Genomic DNA, 3,751 nt, shown 5'->3' on the forward strand with positions numbered 1-3,751 from the left:
ATTTTATTCAATTTCTCAGGCAACTTAGAACTATGGAAAGAAAAAAATTTGAGAACCTTGTAAACCAGGCCTATGAGAGAATCCCTCAGAAATTTAGGGATAAGATTGATAATGTCTCAATAATGGTCGAAGACTACCCAAGTAAGAGGGATCTTGAGACACTAAAAATAAGGGGCAAGGGCCTTTTACTGGGGCTTTACAGAGGAACGCCGCTTCCTCAAAGAAGTGTGTGGCAGGGAGTAAGACTCCCTGATGAAATAGTGCTTTTTCAAAAAGATATAGAAAAAGTATGCAGAAACGATGTGGAAATCGAAGAGAGGGTAAACGAAGTGCTTCAGCACGAGATAGCTCATTATTTTGGCCTTAATGACGATGAGATCTATGAGCTTATGGGAAGACACTAATTAAGGTGGAACAAAATGACTACTAAAGAACATAGCAGATCGGCGATATTACTTATTCACTGCCCGGATAGAAAAGGCATAGTATCTACGATTACCGAATTTATATTTAAAAATGACGGGAACATCTTGTATCTGGATCAGCACGTGGATACGGAGCAAGAAGTCTTTTTTATGAGAGTTGAGTGGGATTTGTCTAATTTCTCGATTCCTGCTGATAAGATTGGTGAGTACTTCGATACATTAATCGGAGAGAAGTTCGAGATGAAGTGGAGTCTTTATTTCTCTGATTATAGGCCCAAGATGGCAATCCTGGTCTCAAAGATGTCACATTGTCTGCATGATATTCTCTCCCGAAGCCAGTCAGGAGAGTGGGACGTTGAGGTCCCCGTTATAATAAGTAATCATAAAGAGCTTGAACCAATCGCAAAAAACTTTGGCATTGCATATCACCATGTCCCTGTAACAAAGGATAATAAGAAAGAAGCTGAGGCAATTCAGCTTGAGCTTCTAAAGAAATACGATATAGATTTTATTGTTCTTGCAAGATACATGCAGATACTAAGTGACGATTTTGTAACTCACTACCCTAACAAAATCATAAACATACATCACTCATTCCTGCCTGCGTTTCCTGGAGCAAAACCCTATCACTCTGCCTATGAAAGAGGGGTTAAGATTATTGGGGCAACCAGTCATTACGTAACTGCGGAACTTGATGCTGGGCCGATTATTGAGCAGAGCGTTGTGCGCGTAAGCCACAAAGACAATATTCAAGACTTAGTTAGAAAGGGGCGAGACCTTGAGAAAGTTGTTCTTTCGCAAGCTATTTGGCACCATCTTAAACGCCAAATTTTAGTCTACGGTAACCGTACATTAATCTTTGATTAGAAATATGAAAAAACATATCTCCAAAGCTAATATGTTTTTACTGCTTATGATTCTGATTACAACAGTTTCATCCTACGCAGACGAGTACAATCAGCTCGCATACTCTAGTCAATTTGAAAAGGTTAAATTAATCAGCCAAGGAAGGCTGATTAATGTTGTAGACTTCACTGTGCCGCACAAATACACAGTCTTTATGTTTACTGCAAATTGGTGTGCGCCGTGCGGGCCTCTTAAAGAGAAATTGTCAGAACTGGCAAATAGAGTTGATACGATGGCTCTTAGAGAGCTAGACATCATAAACCTTGAGAACCCACTGGTTAAATACTACAACCTGCCGGCAATTCCTTATTTCCTTGTATACGGACCTGAAGGTAATTTTGTAGAACGTGGCCCAATGCTATCAAAAGAAGTCCTTAAAAAAATCGCATCCCAAAATGAATAATATTTCCTCAGAGTTAAAAAACCTGGGTTTATTTTTAAAGAACTGGTATCAGGAGATTGTAGTAATCTCTTTTGCCACACTTTTTATGATCCTGCACTATCATCATAAAATTGAGAATTACTGGATCAGCTCACTTGTTTATTTCGGAGTACTTCCTGTACTTACCATATTAATTTTTCTAAGAAAAAACCCGCTAGATTTTGGCCTCAGAATAGGCAACTACAGAGTCTGGATTCCCTATGTCATCATCTTTTTAGCCCTCGCAATCCCGGTTCTGTATTTCACCTCTGATATGTCATCAGTACAAGGCTACTACCGCTCCCACAGAGGGTTTGATTTTCTAACCTATGCGCTCCAGATGGGCGTCTATATGCTTGGATGGGAGTTTTTGTTCAGAGGGTTTATGCTCTTTGGGCTTAAAGATAAATTAAAAGAGGCAAGCATTATAATTCAGATGATCCCCTTCGCTCTGCTTCACATTGGTAAACCAGAGATAGAGACAATAAGCACTATATTCACAGGGATTTTATGGGGATATATTGCATACAGAGGTAAATCTTTTTGGCCCGCATACATAATGCACATGGTTGTAAATCTATCTAACAAAGCATTTGTTCTAGGATTGGTCTAGCTTCTCGTATTGAGCAATCTCTAAGAGAACACCATCAGGGTCGTTGAAATAAAAGAGGCTCTTTCTGACCGGATTTTGAGCAGGTGTTGCCATCGGAACAGCAATCGGCTCACTAAAAAGTGTGACGCCAACATCTTTTAGTTTATTGTAAGCACCCCAGATATCATCCACGCGAAGCGCTATATGTCTTAGCCCGATTGTGTTGGCCGCTGAATTAGCTGGGATTGATTCGCCTATCGGAGATGTGTAACAAAGGAGCTCAATCTTGGGCTCGCCCTCAGGAGCAATAATGAACGCCACATCTGCATTTACACCCTTAAGGCCGACAATATCATCAATCCAATCGCCCTCAAGGTGCACGACATTAATTTTCTCAAACCCTAGCACTTCTGTATAGAATTTTACCGAGCGCTCTAGATCAGAAACTACGATATTTATATGGTCAACGGCATTAATCATGTTTTACCTGCCAATTTATCCATATCAACCCTTTGGTAATTAGGTTCTATCTCCATTCTTTCAAAAAATTCATCTGCAAAGCTTTTAATCGATTTTATACTCCAATCTGTGCAACCTTTACTTAACATTTTGTCAGGAAATTCAGGATCACCAGTTTCTTCTAAAATCTTATTTAGTGCAAATTTGCCTCTTAACTTATCTTCAATCCTATATTTTTGATCTCCACCTACAAACATTGGCTTATAATGTGTAAGAAAATTCCTTAACTTTATTACTAAATTAGCACTCTGATAAGGATCTTGCCCTTTGTCAAATTCATCTTTAGCAGCAAAATTCAGGGCAATTTGATATTTTTCCAGGACAGAGAAAGGGTTTTTATTATTTTGCTCAGTGACCTCCCATATTGCTGCTAATTTATCCAATAACGGTTTATCAAGATTCTCTAGATATCCGTGATGCCCATCGTGAGCATCTTGAAAAATTTCATTAATCGCGGCTTCTAAAAAAGCAGTTGTAGAAAATATCGAATTGATTACATAAACCCTATGCTCTAGATTAAATACCGGCCTACCATCATGATTATCCTCAATATCACCGGCTAATTTTGAGAAATGTTCTGCGGCCCATAAATGATGGGTTGAGAAATAGGACCTCTTTTTAATAACTAAAGTACCTGTATTGGACATGAATCAATGCCTTTCAAACTTCACCTTTTTATCTTTTAGCGCTTTGATTGCCTGTTGAAGCCCGCCCATGGTTAGAGGAAACATGCGGTCTTCCACAAACTCCCTAATGATTCCGATAGACTCAGTGTAGCGCCACTCATCAACCGGCGCAGGGTTAAGCCAGACCATGTCTGGGAAATGCTCTTTCAGACGCTCAAGCCAGACCATGCCGGCCTCGTCGTTGCTGTGCTCAATGCTGCCG

The 3,751-nt window shown here is 39.7% G+C and carries 7 protein-coding genes; 4 read left to right on the forward strand and 3 right to left on the reverse strand.

The genetic code is table 11. The features are described 5' to 3' along the window. From AAF462_10780 to AAF462_10795, 4 genes are all read left to right on the forward strand, one after another. The coding region (locus tag AAF462_10780; protein MEM7009608.1) for a metallopeptidase family protein at positions 1-404 on the forward strand (404 nt) is incomplete at its 5' end. A 15-nt stretch (positions 405-419) separates the two neighbouring features. Further along, entirely contained in the window at positions 420-1,292 is an 873-nt protein-coding gene (gene purU, locus AAF462_10785) for a formyltetrahydrofolate deformylase (GenBank protein MEM7009609.1), read from the forward strand. A gap of 4 nt (positions 1,293-1,296) precedes the next feature. Beyond that, positions 1,297-1,734: a thioredoxin family protein gene (locus AAF462_10790; protein ID MEM7009610.1), complete on the forward strand. Its 438-nt coding sequence runs from the start codon at positions 1,297-1,299 to the stop codon at positions 1,732-1,734. Continuing rightward, on the forward strand, positions 1,727-2,365 hold the full coding sequence (locus AAF462_10795; protein ID MEM7009611.1) for a CPBP family intramembrane glutamic endopeptidase: 639 nt from the start codon (positions 1,727-1,729) through the stop codon (positions 2,363-2,365). The genes AAF462_10790 and AAF462_10795 overlap by 8 nt, the downstream gene beginning before the upstream one ends. Here the strand turns inward: AAF462_10795 and AAF462_10800 are convergent. From AAF462_10800 to AAF462_10810, 3 genes are all read right to left on the reverse strand, one after another. After that, the gene (locus AAF462_10800; GenBank protein MEM7009612.1) at positions 2,351-2,824 is read right to left on the reverse strand and encodes a VOC family protein; all 474 of its coding nucleotides are present in this window, start codon (positions 2,822-2,824) and stop codon (positions 2,351-2,353) included. The genes AAF462_10795 and AAF462_10800 overlap by 15 nt on opposite strands. Further along, positions 2,821-3,510 (reverse strand): hypothetical protein, encoded by a 690-nt coding sequence (locus tag AAF462_10805; protein ID MEM7009613.1) that lies wholly within the window; start codon positions 3,508-3,510, stop codon positions 2,821-2,823. Before AAF462_10805 ends, AAF462_10800 begins: the two co-directional genes overlap by 4 nt. A 3-nt stretch (positions 3,511-3,513) precedes the next feature. After that, positions 3,514-3,751 (reverse strand): VWA domain-containing protein (locus AAF462_10810; protein MEM7009614.1); only part of this gene is annotated, 238 nt, incomplete at its 5' end.

It is taken from the genome of Thermodesulfobacteriota bacterium (assembly GCA_039028315.1).
Lineage (GTDB): Bacteria > Desulfobacterota_D > UBA1144 > Nemesobacterales > UBA2774 > CR02bin9.

What these genes read in the sequence shown, in the direction of transcription:
- purU (MEM7009609.1), top strand. Translation starts at nt 420, where the DNA reads ATGACTACTAAAGAACATAGCAGATCGGCGATATTACTTATTCACTGC.
- AAF462_10790 (MEM7009610.1), top strand. Translation starts at nt 1,297, where the DNA reads ATGAAAAAACATATCTCCAAAGCTAATATGTTTTTACTGCTTATGATT.
- AAF462_10795 (MEM7009611.1), top strand. Translation starts at nt 1,727, where the DNA reads ATGAATAATATTTCCTCAGAGTTAAAAAACCTGGGTTTATTTTTAAAG.
- AAF462_10800 (MEM7009612.1), bottom strand. Translation starts at nt 2,824, where the DNA reads ATGATTAATGCCGTTGACCATATAAATATCGTAGTTTCTGATCTAGAG.
- AAF462_10805 (MEM7009613.1), bottom strand. Translation starts at nt 3,510, where the DNA reads ATGTCCAATACAGGTACTTTAGTTATTAAAAAGAGGTCCTATTTCTCA.